The organism is Pectobacterium brasiliense (assembly GCF_013449685.1).
Taxonomy (GTDB): domain Bacteria; phylum Pseudomonadota; class Gammaproteobacteria; order Enterobacterales; family Enterobacteriaceae; genus Pectobacterium; species Pectobacterium brasiliense_A.
Window position 1 is genome coordinate 24144 of sequence record NZ_JACDSF010000028.1, and the last position, 18856, is coordinate 42999.

At 51.3% G+C, this 18856-nt stretch carries 23 protein-coding genes and 1 riboswitch; of the genes, 12 read left to right on the forward strand and 11 right to left on the reverse strand.

What is annotated here, in order from left to right; translation table 11 throughout:
• Positions 1-7: 7 nt before the first annotated feature.
• The 3 genes from ybeD (at position 8) to lipA (ending at position 2307) form a co-directional block, all read left to right on the forward strand.
• Positions 8-271, forward strand: coding sequence for a DUF493 family protein YbeD (gene ybeD, locus H0248_RS12050; protein WP_005976281.1), 264 nt, complete (start codon positions 8-10; stop codon positions 269-271).
• Between the two features lie 159 nt (positions 272-430).
• Positions 431-1114 carry a lipoyl(octanoyl) transferase LipB gene (lipB, locus tag H0248_RS12055; RefSeq protein WP_180786116.1) on the forward strand — a complete coding sequence of 228 codons (684 nt, stop codon included), beginning with the start codon at positions 431-433 and terminating at the stop codon, positions 1112-1114.
• A 227-nt stretch (positions 1115-1341) separates the two neighbouring features.
• Complete coding sequence (gene lipA, locus H0248_RS12060; protein ID WP_180786117.1) at positions 1342-2307, forward strand: lipoyl synthase; 966 nt, start codon at positions 1342-1344, stop codon at positions 2305-2307.
• 82 nt (positions 2308-2389) lie between these two features.
• On the opposite strand, the gene tatA is transcribed toward lipA, so the two are convergent.
• Entirely contained in the window at positions 2390-2587 is a 198-nt protein-coding gene (gene tatA / locus H0248_RS12065; RefSeq protein ID WP_180786118.1) for a Sec-independent protein translocase subunit TatA, read from the reverse strand.
• Between the two features lie 243 nt (positions 2588-2830).
• Positions 2831-2935: riboswitch (Fluoride riboswitch) on the forward strand.
• 84 nt (positions 2936-3019) lie between these two features.
• Between tatA and crcB the strand changes: the two genes are divergently transcribed.
• Positions 3020-3403 (forward strand): fluoride efflux transporter CrcB, encoded by a 384-nt coding sequence (gene crcB / locus H0248_RS12070; RefSeq protein WP_180786119.1) that lies wholly within the window; start codon positions 3020-3022, stop codon positions 3401-3403.
• 93 nt (positions 3404-3496) lie between these two features.
• On the opposite strand, the gene cspE is transcribed toward crcB, so the two are convergent.
• A complete protein-coding gene (cspE, locus tag H0248_RS12075; protein WP_005976270.1) occupies positions 3497-3706 on the reverse strand; it encodes a transcription antiterminator/RNA stability regulator CspE in 210 nt (69 codons plus the stop codon).
• A 217-nt stretch (positions 3707-3923) separates the two neighbouring features.
• On the opposite strand from cspE, the gene H0248_RS12080 reads away from it, so the two are divergent.
• Complete coding sequence (locus H0248_RS12080) at positions 3924-4628, forward strand: aspartate/glutamate racemase family protein (RefSeq protein ID WP_180786120.1); 705 nt, start codon at positions 3924-3926, stop codon at positions 4626-4628.
• 175 nt (positions 4629-4803) lie between these two features.
• Here H0248_RS12080 and ypfM read toward each other — a convergent pair whose 3' ends face one another.
• The gene (ypfM, locus tag H0248_RS22495; protein WP_145962348.1) at positions 4804-4863 is read right to left on the reverse strand and encodes a protein YpfM; all 60 of its coding nucleotides are present in this window, start codon (positions 4861-4863) and stop codon (positions 4804-4806) included.
• A 233-nt stretch (positions 4864-5096) separates the two neighbouring features.
• On the opposite strand from ypfM, the gene H0248_RS12090 reads away from it, so the two are divergent.
• Genes H0248_RS12090 through H0248_RS12105 form a run of 4 tightly spaced genes read left to right on the forward strand, consistent with a single transcriptional unit; the run spans position 5097 to position 7468 of the window.
• On the forward strand, positions 5097-5474 hold the full coding sequence (locus H0248_RS12090; protein ID WP_180786121.1) for an ArsC family reductase: 378 nt from the start codon (positions 5097-5099) through the stop codon (positions 5472-5474).
• 1 nt (position 5475) lies between these two features.
• The gene (gene dapE, locus H0248_RS12095; RefSeq protein WP_180786122.1) at positions 5476-6603 is read left to right on the forward strand and encodes a succinyl-diaminopimelate desuccinylase; all 1128 of its coding nucleotides are present in this window, start codon (positions 5476-5478) and stop codon (positions 6601-6603) included.
• On the forward strand, positions 6600-7274 hold the full coding sequence (locus H0248_RS12100; RefSeq protein WP_014914614.1) for a M15 family metallopeptidase: 675 nt from the start codon (positions 6600-6602) through the stop codon (positions 7272-7274). Before dapE ends, H0248_RS12100 begins: the two co-directional genes overlap by 4 nt.
• Positions 7275-7276: 2 nt before the next feature.
• Positions 7277-7468, forward strand: a complete 192-nt coding sequence (locus H0248_RS12105; protein ID WP_039275306.1) for a YpfN family protein — start codon at positions 7277-7279, stop codon at positions 7466-7468.
• Positions 7469-7555: 87 nt separating this feature from the next.
• Here the strand turns inward: H0248_RS12105 and H0248_RS12110 are convergent, their stop codons facing one another.
• From H0248_RS12110 to dapA, 8 genes are all read right to left on the reverse strand, one after another.
• Entirely contained in the window at positions 7556-9226 is a 1671-nt protein-coding gene (locus tag H0248_RS12110) for a methyl-accepting chemotaxis protein (protein WP_180786123.1), read from the reverse strand.
• 271 nt (positions 9227-9497) lie between these two features.
• Positions 9498-10115, reverse strand: coding sequence for an esterase (ypfH, locus tag H0248_RS12115; RefSeq protein WP_180786124.1), 618 nt, complete (start codon positions 10113-10115; stop codon positions 9498-9500).
• Between the two features lie 163 nt (positions 10116-10278).
• Entirely contained in the window at positions 10279-10506 is a 228-nt protein-coding gene (locus H0248_RS12120; RefSeq protein WP_180786125.1) for a DUF1272 domain-containing protein, read from the reverse strand.
• 47 nt (positions 10507-10553) lie between these two features.
• Positions 10554-12596 (reverse strand): tRNA(Met) cytidine acetyltransferase TmcA, encoded by a 2043-nt coding sequence (locus H0248_RS12125; RefSeq protein ID WP_180786126.1) that lies wholly within the window; start codon positions 12594-12596, stop codon positions 10554-10556.
• Positions 12597-12613: 17 nt separating this feature from the next.
• Positions 12614-13066, reverse strand: coding sequence for a DUF441 domain-containing protein (locus H0248_RS12130; RefSeq protein ID WP_039482881.1), 453 nt, complete (start codon positions 13064-13066; stop codon positions 12614-12616).
• 219 nt (positions 13067-13285) lie between these two features.
• Positions 13286-13999 (reverse strand): phosphoribosylaminoimidazolesuccinocarboxamide synthase, encoded by a 714-nt coding sequence (gene purC / locus H0248_RS12135; RefSeq protein WP_010286515.1) that lies wholly within the window; start codon positions 13997-13999, stop codon positions 13286-13288.
• Between the two features lie 147 nt (positions 14000-14146).
• Positions 14147-15184, reverse strand: coding sequence for an outer membrane protein assembly factor BamC (bamC, locus tag H0248_RS12140; protein ID WP_180786127.1), 1038 nt, complete (start codon positions 15182-15184; stop codon positions 14147-14149).
• Positions 15185-15200: 16 nt separating this feature from the next.
• Positions 15201-16079, reverse strand: a complete 879-nt coding sequence (gene dapA / locus H0248_RS12145; RefSeq protein WP_039516493.1) for a 4-hydroxy-tetrahydrodipicolinate synthase — start codon at positions 16077-16079, stop codon at positions 15201-15203.
• 300 nt (positions 16080-16379) lie between these two features.
• Here dapA and H0248_RS12150 point away from each other — a divergent pair, with 300 nt between their 5' ends.
• The 3 genes from H0248_RS12150 (at position 16380) to H0248_RS12160 (ending at position 18856) form a co-directional block, all read left to right on the forward strand.
• The gene (locus tag H0248_RS12150) at positions 16380-16931 is read left to right on the forward strand and encodes a glycine cleavage system transcriptional repressor (RefSeq protein WP_180786219.1); all 552 of its coding nucleotides are present in this window, start codon (positions 16380-16382) and stop codon (positions 16929-16931) included.
• Between the two features lie 91 nt (positions 16932-17022).
• Complete coding sequence (gene bcp, locus H0248_RS12155) at positions 17023-17490, forward strand: thioredoxin-dependent thiol peroxidase (RefSeq protein ID WP_010286501.1); 468 nt, start codon at positions 17023-17025, stop codon at positions 17488-17490.
• Positions 17491-17689: 199 nt separating this feature from the next.
• On the forward strand, positions 17690-18856 hold the full coding sequence (locus H0248_RS12160) for an AAA family ATPase (RefSeq protein WP_180786128.1): 1167 nt from the start codon (positions 17690-17692) through the stop codon (positions 18854-18856).

Below are 18856 nucleotides of genomic sequence, written 5' to 3' on the forward strand. Positions count from 1 at the left end.
AGCGCAAATGAAAACCAAATTAAACGAACTGCTTGAATTCCCCTGTGTTTTTACCTACAAGGTCATGGGTGAGGCAAAACCAGAGTTAGTCGATCTGGTCGTTGAAGTGGTACAGCGTCATGCGCCAGGCGACTACACGCCGCAGATCAAACCCAGCAGCAAAGGGAATTATCACTCCGTTTCCATCACCATCACTGCGACACACATTGAGCAAGTGGAAACGCTGTACGAAGAACTGGGCAACATCGACATCGTGCGTATGGTTCTGTAAAGCATAGAGTTCTGTAAGACCTAGGGTTCTGTAAAAGTCATACTGTAATAAAAACGGGCGGGGAAACTGGCGAGTGCGGCAGGGTTTTGTGATGTTGCAAAGTGCTGTTCGCTGAGGCTTCCCGCCGTTATAATCCCCCTACCTTTCCTTAACCTGAAGATGACACACTTGCTACAGGATAAGATCATCGTACGCCAATTTGACGTACAGCCGTATGAACCCGTCTCTCTGGCGATGCATAATTTCACCGACCGACGTGATGATAAAACCCCAGATGAAATCTGGCTGGTTCAGCACCCTCGCGTATTTACGCAGGGTCAGGCAGGCAAAGCCGAACATGTCCTCATGCCCGGTGATATTCCCGTGATTCAGAGCGACAGAGGCGGTCAGGTGACCTACCACGGCCCCGGTCAGCAGGTCATGTACGTGTTGATTGACCTGAAGCGTCGCAAGCTCGGCGTTCGTCAGCTCGTCACCGCCATCGAAAATACCGTGATTGGCACACTGGCACATTTCCAGATTGAGGCCTATGCGCGCCCTGATGCGCCCGGTGTTTACGTAGTAGAGCGTAAAATCTGTTCGCTAGGGCTGCGTATTCGCAAAGGCTGCTCTTTCCACGGGCTGGCACTCAATATTGCCATGGATCTCTCCCCTTTCCTGCGTATCAACCCGTGTGGTTACGCCGGAATGGAGATGACGCAACTCAGCGATCTGGTGCTGGGCGTCACGGTGGATGACACCGCTCCTGTGCTGGTGAACACCTTTTTGCAGTTAGTCGGCTACTCCACCCCCGAATTTGTTTCGTGGAATCTGAACGTTCAGGGTGAGCCGCTTCCTGGTTAACGCATTTCATCCTGTTAATAAAAATCAGTCAGGTAGACGATCATTTTTTGATAAATTACATTTTATTCACATAATTTCTTCATTTTGATCGCGCAAAAGCTGATTGTGGTTAGGCAAGATGATATAATTTTTATAGTTTTTTAAAAAAAAGTTTAACTAAAAACATAATCCTTTGAATTTGAATTACAAATTTAAAGAAACGATTCAGAACTGGAACTTACGCAAACATGAGTAAACCGATTCAGATCGAACGCGGCGTTAAATACCGCGATGCCGATAAGATGGCGCTAATCCCAGTACGTACCGTCGTCACCGAACGCCAGGAGCTTCTGCGCAAACCTGAATGGATGAAGATTAAACTTCCGGCAGATTCAAGCCGTATTCAGGGAATCAAAGCGGCCATGCGCAAAAACGGGTTGCACTCAGTTTGCGAAGAAGCGTCCTGTCCGAATCTGGCGGAATGTTTCAACCACGGTACCGCCACCTTCATGATTCTGGGTGCCATTTGTACCCGTCGCTGCCCGTTCTGTGACGTTGCCCACGGCCGCCCGCTTACGCCGGATGCCAATGAGCCTGAGAAACTGGCACAGACTATCCATGACATGGGTTTACGCTATGTCGTGATTACCTCCGTTGACCGTGATGATCTGCGCGACGGTGGAGCCCAGCACTTTGCAGACTGCATTAGCGCTATTCGCCGCAAAAACCCGAATATCCGCATCGAAACGCTGGTGCCAGACTTCCGTGGCCGTATGGATCGCGCATTAGAGATCCTGACCACCACGCCGCCAGATGTGTTCAACCACAATCTGGAAAACGTACCACGCGTTTACCGTCAGGTCCGCCCTGGTGCGAACTATGAGTGGTCACTGAAGCTGCTGGAAAACTTCAAGAACGCGCATCCAGATATTCCAACCAAATCTGGCCTGATGGTTGGATTGGGGGAAACCAACGCGGAAATCGTGGAAGTGATGCGTGACCTGCGTCGCCACGGTGTGACGATGCTAACGCTGGGACAATATTTACAGCCGAGCCGCCATCACCTGCCAGTACAGCGCTACGTCAGCCCGGATGAATTCGATGAGATGAAGGCCGAAGCGATGGCAATGGGCTTTACCCACGCTGCCTGCGGTCCATTTGTTCGCTCGTCCTACCATGCCGACTTACAGGCAAAGGGCATTGAAGTAAAATAAGCGCTCATACATATTTACACATTTTTTATGTGGAATAAAAAACGGACGGCAATTGCCGTCCGTTTTGCTGTGTGAGATGCGATCAGGGTTCTTTGCGAGATGAATCATGCAGCGCTACCGTATCATCCGTCTTTGCCGGCTGCTCGTCACTCATCGCCTTCTTGAAGCCTTTAATCGCCGCGCCCAAGTCACCGCCGAGGCTACGAAGTTTATTCGTACCGAACAGCAGAATAATTAACGCGCCAATCACCAACAGCTTGGTAATACTGATACCTTCCATACAAACCTACCTGATTTAGATGCTGGAGACGCCAGCGAACGAGAACAATTTTTATTAAAATAATTCTTTTACTCTATGTTCTATCTAAGACCTTATGCGGCACGACACAATTTGCATCTGTAACAAATTGCATCTATAACAAAGTAAGATGCGGCAAAAACACTTTCACCTACATTCAGATTGCTTTACAACTTTCGCCTCGGCACCACTACAAAACTCCCTTCTGACGGCGTAAACTTTCCCTACTAAAGCGGAGATGACATTCCTCCCTACCCTCGCACAGCTAAAACGCTGACAGCCTTAAACACAGGGTACAACCGCCACTCTGCTAATGATGTCTACGTCCACCTCGCAGAGAGGGCGTAGCATCTTGCCCGATACTCTCCGGGACTACAAAAGCAACTCAGGCAAAACAACCCAAGAAAGGTTTCTATGTTTAGTACATTACTCGCGGTATTTATTGGTGGCGGAGTCGGTAGCGTGGCACGCTGGCAGCTTGGCATGAAGTTTAATAATCTGTATCCAACGCTGCCGCTGGGCACGCTGCTTGCCAACATGATCGGGGCTTTTGTTATTGGTGGCGCACTCGCTTTCTTCCTACGCCATCCTCATCTCGATCAGGACTGGAAAATATTGATTACCACTGGGCTGTGCGGCGGTTTGACGACGTTTTCGACCTTTTCCGCAGAAGTCGTCATGTTCCTGCAAAGTGGGCAGTTGGCGGCAGCGGGGCTACACCTCCTGTTGAATCTGGCGGGGTCGTTGCTTATGACCGCACTGGCGTTTGCGCTGGTCACGTGGGTGACAACACACTGAGATAACGTGAAAATTGATAGCACGTGGAAATAGCACGTAGAAAATGAAGCAAAAAAAACCCGCCATAGGCGGGTTTTCACGAAATCGGTATAATTAAATAGCGTTAACGTTAGCAGCTGAAGGACCTTTGGCACCGTCAGTGATTTCGAACTCTACACGCTGACCTTCAGCCAGAGTTTTGAAACCATTGCTCTGAATGGCAGAGAAGTGTACGAACACATCTTTGCTACCATCTTCAGGAGTGATGAAACCGAAGCCTTTAGACTCATTGAACCACTTAACACTACCTTTAATCTTAGACATCAAACTTACCTTTACATGAATGAAAGACACAAAATCTGTGTCAGGTACAGTACAACAATAGATTGGCCTTTTGTCCAGTTGAAGTTGGATAAAAAGTGATAAAAGTCGCTAAAAATGTATACCGCGCAACTCTGGTGTCCTATTTTAACCCGATGCAGAACGCAGAGAGTTCAGTTCTGGCCAATTCATCACTTTTTACGATATGAAGGAAGGCATAATGGTAAGCAAAACGCTGGGTCTGATCGGGGGCATGAGTTGGGAATCTACCATCCCGTATTACCGCATTATCAACGAGTATGTTAAAAACAAACTTGGCGGCCTGCACTCCGCCAAAATCATCCTGCACAGCGTCGATTTCCACGAGATCGAACGGTTGCAGTCACAAGGTGATTGGGAGCAGTCAGCTGCTGTACTCAGTAATATCGCAGTAGGGTTGCGTCAGGCGGGAGCAGAAGCGATCGTCATCTGTACCAACACCATGCATAAAGTGGCCGATGACGTTGAACGCGCCTGCCAGCTTCCTCTTTTACATATTGCCGATGCCACGGGTACCAGCCTGAAACAGCACAAATTGAAGAAAGTCGGTTTGCTTGGAACCCGCTATACCATGGAGCAGGAGTTCTATCGCCAGCGCATTCAGGAACGATTTGGCGTGGAGGTGATAATTCCTGACCATGAGGGAAAAGAGGCTGTTAATCGCATCATTTACGATGAACTGTGTCTGGGAAACATTAACGACGCATCGCGGCAGGTCTATCGGGACATTATCCAGCAGCTTGAACAGCAAGGTGCAGAAGGCATCATTCTGGGGTGTACGGAGATCCCGTTGTTAATCGGCGCCCAGGATGCGGAAGTTCCTCTTTTTGATACCAGCAGGCTCCATGCGATTGCCGCTGCGAAATTTGCGCTTAACCAGGCATGATTATGAATTAATTCGATAAAATAAAATTCATACGCAAACTAGTAATAGCCTCTTTTATTTACTCAAGTTTCCTCTTTTCGCAAAGAAAAAAAGCAGTATTGAGATGAGAGACCCAATACTGCTTTTTCACATGATTTTATTCCTGGTATGGAATGACTAACAGTACTTCTCGTTATTATTTACGTAGCATTGTTTCAATAAAATCTTTCCAAGTACTCACTTCTACTTCTACCATACGAACCTCTTGGTGATTAACGGCAACATATTATACGCACACTTTTTAATCAAGTGAAAGTACCGTGACAGTATAAAAAGCGTACTAATATTTATTTCTGCTACACAGTTCACAGTAGATCTCCCCGCCTTTTTTCGGCATGCTGGGCTATCGCACGATTAGGCTCAGTCAGGCCATGTTGTCCTGAACAACAATCGTCATGCAACCCAATAAGCAGAAAGGATTTTATCCCTATGGCGCTGACCATGTACGGCATCAAAAACTGTGACACTATAAAGAGAGCGCGCCGCTGGCTGGACGATCAACAAGTGGCGTATCGCTTCCATGATTACCGTATCGACGGTCTGGATGAACAGCGGCTACAGCGTTTTATCGACCAACTGGGGTTTCAGGCCTTACTCAACACACGCGGAACGACCTGGCGTAAACTCAGTGAAGAACTGCGTGAACGGATCAACAGCGATACCAGCGACAGCCTACAGGCCGCCAAAAACCTAATGTTGGAACAGCCAGCGGTGATTAAACGGCCGTTGCTGATAACCGATGACGGCCACGCGCTGCTTGGTTTCAGTATCGACAGCTACCAGAAATTTATTGCGGAGAACAAATAACGTGTCTTGCCCAGTCATAGAGCTCGCTCAACAGTTAATTAAACGCCCTTCCCTCAGCCCGAATGACGAGGGTTGCCAGGCGCTCATGATTGAACGCCTGAAGGCGATTGGCTTTACCGTCGAAGCGATGGATTTTGGCGATACCCAGAATTTCTGGGCATGGCGCGGCACAGGGAAAACACTGGCCTTCGCCGGACACACCGATGTGGTTCCCAGCGGCGATGAAAGCCACTGGCAGCATCCACCGTTTGAACCCATCATTCGTGACGGCATGCTGTACGGGCGCGGCGCGGCGGACATGAAGGGTTCACTGGCTGCAATGGTGATTGCCGCTGAGCGCTTTGTCGCCGCCCATCCTAATCACCAAGGGCGTCTGGCGTTCCTGATTACCGCGGACGAAGAAGCCAGCGCCGTTAATGGCACCGTAAAAGTGGTTGAGGCGCTGATGGCACGTAACGAGCGATTGGACTACTGTCTGGTCGGCGAGCCGTCCAGTACGCATGTTGTAGGTGATGTCGTCAAAAATGGCCGTCGTGGTTCTATTACCGCGAATCTGCGCGTGCACGGTGTGCAAGGGCACGTGGCTTATCCTCATCTGGCGGACAACCCCGTTCATCGCGCAGCACCGGCGCTTAACGAACTGATCGCCACCGAGTGGGATCAGGGCAATGCCTTCTTCCCACCGACCACGATGCAAATCGCCAATATTCAGGCAGGCACCGGCAGCAATAACGTCATCCCCGGCGAGTTATTTGTGCAGTTCAATTTCCGCTTCAGCACCGAATTGACGGATGTGTTAATCCAGCAACGCGTGGCAGAATTACTGGATCGCCACCAGCTTAATTACACCATCGACTGGAAGCTCTCCGGCCAGCCATTCCTGACCGCACGCGGCGAACTGGTCGATGCCGTGGTGAATGCCGTCAAACATTACAACGAAGTTACCCCAGAGCTGCTGACCACCGGCGGTACCTCCGATGGCCGTTTCATTGCCCGCATGGGTGCACAGGTCGTTGAACTGGGCCCCGTGAACGCCACGATCCATAAAGTGGATGAATGCGTCAGCGCGGCAGACCTGCAACTGCTGAGCCGCATGTACCAGCGCATTATGGAGCAGCTCATCGCATGATGACACCAGCTACGTTAACCGGTAAAAGCGACCAGCACCTAGTCGCTTTACAGGGTCGTCATCGTCTTCAACCGGAGGCGGTAACCGCGTTTCTGGCGCTACAGCAGGCGGCAAAAACGGCGGGATTTAACCTACAGCCCGCTAGCACGTTTCGTGACTTCGAGCGCCAGCGTCAGATTTGGAATGGCAAATTTCGCGGCGAGCGGCCCGTTATGGATGCCAACAGCCAGCCGCTGGACGTGCACTCTCTGGACGAAGGCGAGCGCTGTGAAGCGATTCTGCGCTGGTCCGCTATGCCCGGTTCCAGCCGCCACCATTGGGGGAGCGATCTCGATATCTACGACCCCGATTTATTACCCGCAGGCCGTTCGCTCCAGTTGGAGCCGTGGGAATATGAGGAAGGCGGTTACTTTGCCGCACTGAATACGTGGCTGAGTGCGCACATGCATGAATACGGTTTTTATCGCCCTTATGCGCACGATCTCGGCGGTGTCGCAGCCGAACTCTGGCATATCAGCTATTATCCACTCGCACAGTATGCGGAAGAACAGCTTACACCCGACCTCATTCTTGCCGCTTGGCAAGATGAAGACATTGCAGGCTACCACTGGCTCAGCCAGAACTTGCCGCAGCTGTTTACCCGTTATATTCATAATGTTGATGAGGCGTAACCATGGCATGGCTGGCTGATTACTGGTGGATAATTCTGATTGTCCTGATAGGCATGCTGATTAACGGCATCAAAGAATTGCGCAACGTTGACCATACGCGTTTTCTGCTCAATAAACCGAAATTGCCCCCACACCGTGACAACAACGACAAGTGGGACAATGAAGACGACGACTGGCCGAAGAAAAAACCCTGACACCTCTCCTCACAGACCGCCTGCACGCGAGCTAAGCCCCGCGCAGGCGGTTTGGATGCTTACACTTCCGTTAAACATGCATTTCCACTAAAACGTTTCCCAATTCGCATTCGATGGCCTGCCATGAGTGGGTTTAGGCAACAGTGACGTTGGTAATGCAGCAAGCGACGGCGCGCTCTCGGCACGGTGTTCCTGCGTTCCTGACTGATTAATCTTGAACACTGCCACCGCGTTTTGTAAATATCTGGCCTGCTCTTCCAATGCCGCAGCGGCAGACGCGGATTCTTCCACCAGCGAGGCGTTTTGCTGAGTAACGCGATCCATTTCATTGACCGCCTGCCCAACCTGATCGATTCCCCGACTTTGCTCATCGGACGCCGAGGCGATTTCCCCCATGATATCCGTTACCCGGCTCACCGCACCGACGATTTCTTTCATCGTGTCACCCGCGTCTTTAACCTGCAAAGAGCCGGTATTGGTGCGGCTAACCGAATCATCAATCAGCGATTTGATCTCTTTGGCAGCCTGAGCACTGCGCTGTGCCAGCGTTCTCACTTCCCCTGCCACCACGGCAAAGCCTCGCCCTTGCTCCCCAGCGCGCGCCGCTTCTACCGCAGCATTCAGCGCCAGAATATTGGTTTGGAAGGCAATGCTATCAATCACGCTGGTAATGTGGGCGATTTTTTGTGAACTGTCGGCGATCTCATTCATCGTCTTCACGACATTATCGACGACAGTACCGCCTTTATTGGCCGTCTCCGACGCATTTTTTGCCAGCAGCGTAGCCTGACGCGCATTATCTGAGTTCTGCTTCACCGTTGAGGTCAGTTGCTCCATGCTAGCCGCGGTTTCCTGTAGCGATGCGGCCTGCTGCTCCGTGCGCGAAGACAGATCGTTGCTGCCCACCGAGATTTCACTGGCCCCAGAGTGGATGGAGTGGGAGCTGTCGCGCACCAGACTGACAGTACGGATCAATGACTGCTGCATATGATGTAGCCCCGCCGCAAGCTGGCTCATCTCATTGCGTCCAGTCGTATCAATGGCATGTGTCAGATTGCCCTCGGCAATCGCGCTGATATGCTGCATGAGCGTACGCAACGGATGCAAAAGAATACGCTGCAACCCGATCCAACTGAGGATAATCACCAGCACGACGACGACGGAAAGTGCGCCCAGAAGCCACAGCATCGTTTCAAATGCTGCATGGTTTGCCTGTAGCCCGTCATCCGATAGCTGGTTTTGCGCCTCTCGCCACGTAATATAGGTGTCCTGCATGGCCACATTCAGCGGCGTGGCACCGCTACTCAATTTCATCGCCGCCCCCGCTAACCCACCAGAAAGCGAATCCACAATATCATTCAATAGCTTGTCGTAAGCGGTGTAGCTCGCCTCAAGTTTTTTGGATAATGCTTCATCCAACCCAGGCGTATTAGGCAGAGACAAATAGTGTTTATAACTACTCTCTGAGGCGGCCAATTGCGATTTTGCTTGCTGTAAAAGAGCCTGCATAGCCTCTTTATCCGCATTCCCCATCATCATGTTTTGTATAATAGAACCGATAGCGATGCGCGTCTGATTCATCATAATCCATGCATCAGTAAAGGCCGCTACATTCTGGTTAGAGCTTTGAGAAACTAGGAATCCGTCTCTGTCGTTAGTCAATGCACGAACGGATAGCGCACCGGTTAAAAATTGAGATACTCCCATCACAAACAATAAGATAACAAGAATGGTAATGACTTTAATACGTTTAAACATGGCACACCCTCTTTTTCCATAAGGATGCGATATTTATATCTGAAAAAATAAGATAAATATTGAACACTCAACACAAATAAAAACATTGTCTATATTATTTAACATTCAAATATGGATTATATTCTTTTTAATATGGATAAATTCTCATTCCAGAAAATATATTAGCTAAATCAAATAGCGGCAGCACCGAAAAATCATTACACACCATACGTAATGATAACGAACACTGCCACATCAAAAATCACCAATAAGATAATCTGATGGAATAGGTTTATTTCAGATAGGCCAAAGCCTGCTTCAGCATGTGTTCATCAATGCCGTGCCCGACAGCGGGCGCAACATCTAACGTAAATGACGTACCCAGTTCCTGAAAGCGCTGCGCGGCAGCATACGCATGTCCAACCACAATCACGCCGTCTGCTTCACCGTGAATCAGGTGCACTGCAACATCCGCAAAGGCTTTTTCTGGCAGCACAGCAAAGCGACCGCTGAACGCGATAATGTGCCCAGCCAGCAAGGATTCAGACTTCAACGCCTCCAGCGACATAATGCTGCCTTGCGAGAAACCCACCAGAACGGTTTGTTCCGCATTCACGCCGCTTTGCACCTGCCAGTGGCGCACCGTCTCAATAAAACGCGGCAGGTTTGCTTCAATACGAGATAACCGATTCTCTTCCGTGACACCTTGAACAGAGAACCACTGCCGCCCATCGCCATAGCCAGTACCGAACGGCCCAGCAATACTGACCACCATCGCCTGCGGTAAGGCGGCAGCAAAATAGCGCCCAATCTGCGCCATGCCTGCGGCGGTATCACCCACGCCATGAAATAGTAGGATTAACCGATTCGCTTCCGAAGGCTGCTGAACAACAACATAATCTTGATTCACATTTCTCTCCTGAAGGCATGCGCCGAACACGCCACCTGCCGATAGTCGTCATAAAGTACGGTTAGCTCTCACTATACGCCGCGCAATAACAGGAGAAATCGGGAATTACTGAATGAGATGTTCCATTTTTTGCAACGACAAAGGGGATATCCAGCCCACCCTGTCAGTGCGGTTTGATAATACGGATCGTTGAAGCCGGATCGTTCACCAGACAATCTGCCGGACGCACCGGCCGTTTAACCAGTTCGCCACCGCAATTCGGGCAGGCGTGGTGAAACACGGCATCCGCACAGTCAGGACAGAACGTGCATTCGTAGGAACAGATATACGTTTCAGCGTCCGGCAGCAAATCACAATCGCAGTGCTCACAGTTGGGGCGTAATTCCAGCATCGGCTTATCCTGAAAGGCACAGAGTGATTATTACAACTTATCAGATTTCACAAAATTTGGGAAACCCATCCACGGCACCGCTGCGCATCGAGATCGACCAGTGCGCTGGCGGCTTCTGCGCGCCAGCGTTTCAGAAGTGCTTTCCTACCGGTCAGCCCCAGCGTCATGGCTATCTGCTCGCCTTCACCCGGTGTTTCCGCCAACAGGCGTAGCACAGGCAGCGGTAATGCGGTGTGAACCAGCAGGCGGCAAAGCGCGGCGAAGCTGGCCTCCATCGGCCGATGCGCAAACGCAAAACCTGCTAATTCACGCCAGTCGCCTTCATCCAGCTCGGTATTTCCTGTCTGTGGCAGTGCGAGATTAAGCGGAATCAAACGCTGTAACCAATGCCAGTCACGCGCCAATTGCTGGCTTCCCTGCTCCGCCAGTCTATGCCCTGCTTCACTCAGCGGCAGCACCGCCATCGCGCTGTAACAGCCGCTGCTGGCTTCAAGATGGCTGCCAATACGCACCAGTTGAAACCCACACGACTGCCAGAACGCCCACAGCTCCGGCTGATAACCGAAGCTAACCGACAGGTAATCCAACGCTTGTCGCTGTGCCTCACGCCTCTGTTCTGCAATGAGCGCCCGGCCAATCCCTTGTCGGCGACATGACGATGCCACTGCAATCCGGCTCACGCGGCGTGCACGCAGCGTCGGCGCATACCATAAACCAGCGTGTGCCGCTAGCGACTGCGCCACCAGATTACCGCGCGGGCGTCGCCGCCCTGCCCACACCTCATGAGCCAGCGAGTCCGACAGTCCCCCTTCCTCCACCAGCCACACCACACCACACATCTCGCCCGCCACCTGTGCGCTGGCAATATGCATGCCCGACGCATCCATCAGGCGGCGCAAATCCAGCGGTGAAGTACGGTAATGCGCGCTGCACAAAAGCGCGTAGCACCATGCCAGACGCTCAGGGTGTATTAGCCAGTCGTCGGCACATTCGGTTCGACTTTCCAGCGCAGAAGAGGGAATAGGTCGATCGGGCTGTGGCGGGGAATGAAACGCGTCGGGCTCGTTGAATAGCAGCGCCTGATCCAGCACTCGTTCCAACGGATCGTTCGCGGCCCAGCGCAGAGGCTCTTTCAGCGTAAACGCCCGCCACTGCGGCAGCGTCGCACAAAATTTCAGCAGAAATCCCCGTCCGGTGCCTTCGTACCCCTGTACCGTCGTGGTCATCAGAATGCGGGGAAAATACGGTAACAGCGCGGAGAGCACGGAAGACGGAATCGCCGCCGCTTCATCAATTAACAGCCAGTCGACATTGGGAGCGCCATGAAGGCGGCAATGTGCCAGCAGCGCATCCGGTGCCCAGAACTGCGTCTCGGTACGTGCGTGCTGTTGCAGAATCTCCGCCGCGGCACGGGAAGGTGCGGTAATCCAGCAGGCACCCCGACTACGCTGAGTCAGCATTCCCGCCAGCGCTGATTTCCCCCGCCCACGCAGTGCGGTAATCACAAACACGCCAGATTCTGCGGCATTCAGCTCATGCAGAATCTGCTGCTGTTGCGCTGTCGGTTCACCGTTCGCAGGCTGCCAGTCAGATCGCGCGGCCAGTGGCAGAATCACGACTTCCTGACCCTGCTGCCAGAGCACCACGTCCTCATCGGCCAGCAGTTGGCGCTGAAAATGCTGGATAAAGTGCGGGGTAGCAATCGGCTGGTCTTGCTCGCTCCAGCGCAGGCTATCTTCATCCGGCAGCGTCGGCCATGTCTGCCACGACGGCACCAGCATAATCAGCCAGCTACCGACCTGTAGCGTGCCTGACAGCATCGCCAGCGCTTCGACGTCCACGCCTTTGCGCGCATCAAACACCGCGTGAAGAAACTCCCGCCCCAGCAGCGTCCGCACTCGACTGGCTGGCAACGCGGTGACGGAATCAGGCGCGGACTCGCCGATCCACAGCCAGTCACCAGACAATTGGTGGCTGAGCGCCAGCGCCTGTTCTTCACACCAGCTCGGTTCACCACTCAGCACCAGCAATCGCCGGACGCCATAGCGCTGCTGCTGGCGTTGGCTGTGGAGAAAATCACGCAACATCATCACACGCGCCGAATCAATCAGGTCTTGCCAATCAGCAGGGAAAGCAGCCCTGCGGCGATCAGCGGACCAACGGGAACGCCGCGAAACAGCGCCACGCCCATGACCGTACCCACCAGCAGCCCCGCAACCACAGAGGGTTGATTGCTCATCAGCGACACGCCGCGTCCGCCAAGCCAGGACACGGCAACGCCAATGAGAATCGCCAACAGAGATTTCCAGTGCAGGAAGGAATGCATGACTTCACTGGCGGTAATTTTTCCGCTGGCAATCGGTGCCATCACGCCAATCGTCAGAATGACGATACCGATGCTCAGGCCGTATTTTTCCACCCACGGAAAATAGCTGTTCAACGGTGTGATACGTATCGCCAGCAGAACCAGAATTGCCAGCGTGACAGTCATGTTGTGGCTGATGATACCCAGCCCCGCCAGGACGAGCAGAATTAACAATGTTGGATCGAGATAAGTCATGGATGCGAGTCTGTCGAAAGTAGTCAGGTTGTGCGTTAAGCAAACCGCGATGATAGCATTAATCAGGGTCAGGGGCAGGAATCGAAGTAAAGGCCACGTGAGCAAATGATTCGGGCAGAGACGAGAATAGAAAGGCAGCTTTTCGAGAGAGAAATGGGCAAAACATTCAGGCCGTCAGCCTATAGCTGACCGGCGACCTGAACGTAAACGATTGCGCAGTTAGTCTAATTTTACGCCAATACGGTGCGCAACTTCTTCATACGCTTCAATCAAGCCACCGAGGCTCTGACGGAAACGGTCTTTATCCATTTTGTTCAGCGTTTCTTTGTCCCACAGGCGGCTACCGTCTGGTGAGAACTCATCACCCAGCACAACTTCACCTTTGAACAGACCGAACTCCAGCTTGAAATCGACCAGAATCAGCCCGGCGTCGCCAAACAGTTTGCTCAGCACGTCGTTCGCCTTGTAGCTCAGCTCTTTCATGCGAGCCAGATTCTCTTCATTCACCCAGCCGAACGTCTTGCAGTAAGATTCGTTCACCATCGGGTCATGCATCTCATCGTTTTTCAGGAACAGATCGAACAACGGCGGGTTCAGCTCGATGCCTTCTTCGATACCCAGACGTTTTACCAGCGATCCCGCCGCACGGTTGCGCACGACACACTCGACCGGCACCATGTCCAGTTTCTTAACCAACACTTCATTGTCAGACAGCAGGCTCACCATTTGCGTTGGGATTCCAGCTTCTTCCAGTTTGCTCATGATGAAATGGTTGAATTTGTTATTCACCATTCCTTTACGGTCAAACTGCTCAATGCGTGCACCGTCTCCTGCTGATGTATCATTGCGGAACTCCAGCACCAGTAGATCGGGATCTTCGGTGGTGTAGACGGTTTTCGCCTTTCCACGATACAGCTCAGCTAGCTTTTGCATCTTTAATTACTCCACACAGTGAGGGTCAACAAGTACGACCCGATATTTAACGCTTCCCCGAACGGTTGCCGATAGCGCCCGTCAATTCGGGTAGAGATTGTTGAATGAAGAAGGGCCGGATAATCCGACCCTTGGTTTATTTATGCGTTATTTACTGAACGCCGCCTGGAATACGGCCACCAGTGCATCGTTCTGAGACTGGGTTAGCGTATGCCCTTTGGAGTCGATAAATTGCAGACTGCTGCGGTTATCTAAATCGCCGACCTGCAATTTGTAATCGCCGTTAGGCAGTTCAGGGTTTTTCGCACCCAGGTCATCCCAGGTTCCACCGCTCGGTGCACGATACGTCACGGAGACAGAACCCTGCGGACGGCTGCGATCGTTAACCTTCATGCCGATTTTGTCCAACGCGACAGGCAGACGATCCCACACCACGGTATACGGGCCACGTACAATCAACAGTGGCAGGCCAGTGTCATCCGCCCCGCTCTGCACATCCAGCGAACCAATAGTGCGGTTTGCTAGTGCGTTTTCGCGTGCGGTTGCCTGAGTATCCAGACCATTACTGAGCACATTCAGCATCAGGCCGGTGTAGCGCTGAGCCTGATCGCCCGCCGTTACCGGCTGACCGTTCAGCTGTAACCCCAACAGTTTCACGATCAGTGCGACCTGATAACCCTGCTGCTGCACGGAGATCTGATAACGCCCCTGATACGGGACGTCTTCATCTTCACGCGGCCATGAGATCCAGTCAGTCGTCAGCGTTTGGCTGGCATCCTGACGGCTGGCAATAGTAAACGCCTTGTCTTGCAACACACGGATAACCTGAGACCAGAGCTGGCTGTTTTGTGCGCTATTTTCTAACAACAGCGTTGCCGTATTTCCTGAGATCTGGGTGCGGGAACCATTCAACAAAGCCAATGGCTGCACTGGAGGACGGATATCCAGCTCCTTGCCGACCGCACCATTCAGGGTAACTGGCGGTATCTCAAAATCCCCGTTCTGCACCGGTAAAATCATCCCGGCAGGCGTATTCAGCGCGTGCAGCGCCGGAGCCTTCAGATAGGATTCATCGCCACTGACCTGACGCTTATAGCGCTGATCGCTGGAACAAGCCGCCAGCAACATCACAAGTGATATGCCAACAACTTTCGCCACCATCGACTTTTGTAATGAATAACTCATTAAATCTCCCTAACGATTACAGCAAACCCGCTTGCTTAAGTGCTTGCCTCATCACCGTACGACCGGAATCGGTCAGCGGTGTCATCGGCAGGCGCAGCGTATCGGTCGCCATGAGTCCCAATTCCTTACAGGCCCACTTCACTGGGATAGGATTGGGTTCAACAAATAATTTCTGATGCAGTGGCATCAGGCGCTGATTTAAACGGCGCGCTTCAACAAAATTGCCCTGTGCCGCCAGCTTGCAAAGTTCCGCCATTTCACGCGCAGCAATGTTCGCCGTTACGGAAATCACACCGTTACCACCGAGTTGCATAAAGTCCAGACCGCTGGCGTCATCGCCGCTCAGCAAAATGAAGTCTTCACTAACCAGCTCTTGGATCTGGCTTACCCGACTTAAGTTCCCCGTCGCTTCTTTAATTGCGACAATATTTTTCACTTCGGACAAACGGGCAACGGTTTCCGGCAGCATGTCGCAGCCGGTGCGGGAAGGTACGTTATACAGGATTTGCGGCAGATCGGTATGCTCGGCAATCGCTTTGAAGTGCTGGTACAAGCCTTCCTGCGTCGGTTTATTGTAGTACGGTGTGACCGTCAGGCAGCCAACAACACCGGTGCCATGGAAGCGTTTAGTCAGTGAAACGCCTTCAGCGGTAGCATTCGCACCGGTTCCAGCGATGACAGGAATACGTCCGTCGCTCAGTTCCAGCGTCAACAGCACGACATCGCCATGCTCGTCGTGGCTCAGCGTGGCGGATTCGCCCGTTGTGCCGACAGAGACAATCGCCGATGTACCGCTAGCGACATGATAATCAATCAGTTTTTTCAAGCTCGCCCGATCGACGGCGCCTTTGGCGTCCATCGGCGTAACTAGCGCAACAATACTTCCCGTAAACATTGGCCATCCCCTCCACAAACAAGTGCTTCATGGTACTTTTGACTTCTATGCAAAAGCAAGCGGACAAGGGCGTTGTAGGTGCCTGACGCAGGTTTTTTTATGACGCAGTAAACGAAATTAAAAATGCTTCTGATGTTTTTGGGAAATAGGCTAGTAAGGATAGCCAACATTGCTCCAGTTTTTTATGGCGGGCTATCCCTGCCCGCCACCCTTCGGGCCGCCGCGAGCGGCGTTAAAAATTGCTCCAGGCAATTTTTTATGTTTACCATGTGATTAATGGGAAAAAAGACAGGAAGCATGATGTTGCCAAGCTCGCAAGAACACTATCTGGTTATTACCGCACTGGGAGTCGATCGCCCCGGTATTGTCAATGCGATTACCCGCCACGTCAGTAGCTGTGGCTGCAACATCGAAGATAGCCGTCTTGCTATGCTGGGCAAAGAGTTCACCTTCATTATGCTGCTGTCCGGTAGCTGGAACGCGATAACGCTGATTGAATCAACCCTGCCGCTGAAAGGCGCGGAGATGGATTTGCTGATCGTGATGAAGCGGACGGAGTCACAGGCCCGCCAGCCAACGCCTTCTACCGTCTGGGTGAAGGTTGACGTTGCCGACTCCCCTCACATCATCGAGCGTTTTACCGATTTGTTCGATTCTCACCAGCTCAACATTGCTGAGCTGGTTTCAAAAACCCAGCCCGCCGAGGGTGATAAGCCGCCGCAGCTGTATATTCAGATTGCCGCACACAGCTCTGCCACGCTGGATAGCTCAATTATTGAGCCAGCCTTTCATCAGCTATGTACAGAACTGCACGCACAAGGCAGTATTAGCGTCGTTAACTATGCCCAGTAGTATTTGTGCCCAATAGCATAACGCTGCCATTATTATTGCAAATAGCATGGGTATATCCACAGCATGAAGAGAAATAAGACGGAGAGTCGTGATGAACACACTGAAAGCCGGTGATATCGCACCGAAATTTAGCTTGCCCGACCAAGATGGCGAACAAGTAAATTTAACCGACTTCCAGGGACAGAAAGTGTTGGTGTATTTCTACCCTAAAGCGATGACGCCAGGATGCACCGTTCAGGCCTGCGGCCTGCGCGATAATATGGACGATTTGAAAAAACATGGCGTTGAAGTTCTCGGTATTAGCACGGACAAATCAGAAAAACTGTCCCGCTTCGTCGAGAAAGAAGTCTTAAATTTCACGCTGCTTTCTGATGAAGATCATCAGGTTTCAGAAGGATTTGGCGTTTGGGGAGAAAAAACCTTCATGGGGAAAACCTATGACGGTATTCATCGTATCAGCTTCTTGATCGACGAAAACGGCAAGGTAGAGAAGGTTTTTGACGACTTCAAAACCAGTAACCACCACGACATCGTTCTCGATTATCTGAAAAACGCCTGATTCGCGGTTTTCAGCGCGTCCACCGGCACCGTCATACGTGCCGGTTTTTCCAGAATCAGGAAAAACGCTCACAATAGTTCGTTAAATCAGATATGCGGCACAAGACCTCACCTTCTCTTTCTGCTATACCACAGTAGACCAACATACAACGTCATCGTGAGATGCGAGTAACTCAGTCAAATAAGGCAATCAAATCATCATGAAAACGGTAACCAAAAGCGATCATCTAAGCCATATAGTAATTGAAGGATATAAATCAATTGCTAGCTGCGATCTGCGCATGGGCTGCCTGAATGTGCTGATTGGCGCAAATGGTGCGGGAAAGTCGAATTTCATTGGCTTTTTCAGACTCATCGCTACGTTATTGGATCTGCGTTTACAACTGTTAATCAGTAAGTCTGGTGGCCCTGATGCGTTATTACATTTTGGCCGTAAAAAAACGGAAGTGCTGAAAGGCGAACTCTATTTCGGAAATAACGGGTATAAATTCGCACTAGAACCCACCAACGACAACCGTATGATGTTTCAGAAGGAAACTCTACGGTGGGAAATGAATAATGATGAGAAGACTCCCCGTTCAGGCAATATTGTAACAAGTGAACAAGATAATCGTTCTGGTCATTTTGAATCCGTAGCAGGAGATGATCGTTCACATTATTTTGATCCTTTAAACGAAGACGATCATTCCAGGATAGAAAAATACACGCTTCCTGCTATGCGTCGCTGGCGGGTATACCATTTCCATGACACCAGCGAGAGCGCCAGAGTCAAACAGATTCACCGCATTAATGATAATGACTATTTACGAGAAGACGGTGCCAATTTAGCCGCATTTCTATTTCGTCTGCAAAAGAATCACACGGCACATTATCAGCGTATTGTGAAAACGATTCAGATGGTCGCTCCTTTCTTTGGCGATTTTTATCTCCGTCCTACGCCGGATAACCCCGACAGTATTCAGCTTGAATGGGTCGAAAAAGATCAGGATATGCCCTTTAACGCCCATGAACTGTCCGATGGCACGCTACGTTTTATTCTGCTGGCGACAGTACTGCTCCAACCTGAAACTTACATGCCCAGCGCTATCATCATCGATGAACCTGAATTAGGCCTGCACCCTTATGCCATCAACGTGCTCGCTGCACTCATCAGAAGTACAAGCGAACAGCACCAACTTATTGTTTCAACACAATCTGTTGAGTTGGTTAATGAATTCGAAGCCGAAGACCTGATCGTCGTGGATAAACATCTTGGTGCCTCTACGTTTAAACGTTTGGATCAAGATTCACTGCAAGAGTGGCTGGAAGATTACAGTTTAGGAGATCTGTGGAAGAAAAACATACTTGGCGGGAGGCCACAACAATAA

Excerpts from the sequence above, each read along its gene's own strand:
- bcp (WP_010286501.1), top strand. The coding sequence starts at position 17,023 with ATGAACACACTGAAAGCCGGTGATATCGCACCGAAATTTAGCTTGCCC.
- H0248_RS12120 (WP_180786125.1), bottom strand. The coding sequence starts at position 10,506 with ATGCTGGAATTACGCCCCAACTGTGAGCACTGCGATTGTGATTTGCTG.
- lipB (WP_180786116.1), top strand. The coding sequence starts at position 431 with ATGACACACTTGCTACAGGATAAGATCATCGTACGCCAATTTGACGTA.
- H0248_RS12080 (WP_180786120.1), top strand. The coding sequence starts at position 3,924 with ATGGTAAGCAAAACGCTGGGTCTGATCGGGGGCATGAGTTGGGAATCT.
- H0248_RS12090 (WP_180786121.1), top strand. The coding sequence starts at position 5,097 with ATGGCGCTGACCATGTACGGCATCAAAAACTGTGACACTATAAAGAGA.
- H0248_RS12110 (WP_180786123.1), bottom strand. The coding sequence starts at position 9,226 with ATGTTTAAACGTATTAAAGTCATTACCATTCTTGTTATCTTATTGTTT.
- bamC (WP_180786127.1), bottom strand. The coding sequence starts at position 15,184 with ATGAGTTATTCATTACAAAAGTCGATGGTGGCGAAAGTTGTTGGCATA.
- lipA (WP_180786117.1), top strand. The coding sequence starts at position 1,342 with ATGAGTAAACCGATTCAGATCGAACGCGGCGTTAAATACCGCGATGCC.
- purC (WP_010286515.1), bottom strand. The coding sequence starts at position 13,999 with ATGCAAAAGCTAGCTGAGCTGTATCGTGGAAAGGCGAAAACCGTCTAC.
- H0248_RS12160 (WP_180786128.1), top strand. The coding sequence starts at position 17,690 with ATGAAAACGGTAACCAAAAGCGATCATCTAAGCCATATAGTAATTGAA.
- ybeD (WP_005976281.1), top strand. The coding sequence starts at position 8 with ATGAAAACCAAATTAAACGAACTGCTTGAATTCCCCTGTGTTTTTACC.
- H0248_RS12150 (WP_180786219.1), top strand. The coding sequence starts at position 16,380 with ATGTTGCCAAGCTCGCAAGAACACTATCTGGTTATTACCGCACTGGGA.
- H0248_RS12125 (WP_180786126.1), bottom strand. The coding sequence starts at position 12,596 with ATGATGTTGCGTGATTTTCTCCACAGCCAACGCCAGCAGCAGCGCTAT.
- H0248_RS12100 (WP_014914614.1), top strand. The coding sequence starts at position 6,600 with ATGATGACACCAGCTACGTTAACCGGTAAAAGCGACCAGCACCTAGTC.
- crcB (WP_180786119.1), top strand. The coding sequence starts at position 3,020 with ATGTTTAGTACATTACTCGCGGTATTTATTGGTGGCGGAGTCGGTAGC.
- H0248_RS12105 (WP_039275306.1), top strand. The coding sequence starts at position 7,277 with ATGGCATGGCTGGCTGATTACTGGTGGATAATTCTGATTGTCCTGATA.
- H0248_RS12130 (WP_039482881.1), bottom strand. The coding sequence starts at position 13,066 with ATGACTTATCTCGATCCAACATTGTTAATTCTGCTCGTCCTGGCGGGG.
- cspE (WP_005976270.1), bottom strand. The coding sequence starts at position 3,706 with ATGTCTAAGATTAAAGGTAGTGTTAAGTGGTTCAATGAGTCTAAAGGC.
- dapA (WP_039516493.1), bottom strand. The coding sequence starts at position 16,079 with ATGTTTACGGGAAGTATTGTTGCGCTAGTTACGCCGATGGACGCCAAA.
- tatA (WP_180786118.1), bottom strand. The coding sequence starts at position 2,587 with ATGGAAGGTATCAGTATTACCAAGCTGTTGGTGATTGGCGCGTTAATT.